The following is a 287-nucleotide window of genomic DNA, read 5'->3' on the forward strand; positions in this document are numbered from 1 at the left end:
GGGAGGATTCGAACCTCCGACCGCTCGGTTCGTAGCCGAGTACTCTATCCAGCTGAGCTACGGATGCATCAGGGAAACTTGCTTTACTGCAGACTTGATGTCGCTGCTAAAGCGCTATCAAGTAAGATGGTGCATCCGGGAGGATTACTCGGCTGCGCCTCGCCCTGCGGGCCGTTGCTGAAGCAACGTTATCCTCCCTGGTGCTCGCGATTATCTCGCAGACCATGAAACAACAGTTTTGCTGTTATCTCGGAGAAGATGGTGCATCCGGGAGGATTCGAACCTCC

General features: G+C 54.7%; 1 tRNA gene. It reads right to left on the reverse strand.

What is annotated here, in order from left to right:
• A tRNA-Arg gene (locus OGV75_RS00015) sits at positions 1-59 on the reverse strand.
• Between the last annotated feature and the right edge of the window lie 228 nt (positions 60-287).

This window comes from Citrobacter sp. Cb028 (assembly GCF_030336705.1).
Taxonomy (GTDB): Bacteria; Pseudomonadota; Gammaproteobacteria; order Enterobacterales; family Enterobacteriaceae; genus Citrobacter; species Citrobacter braakii.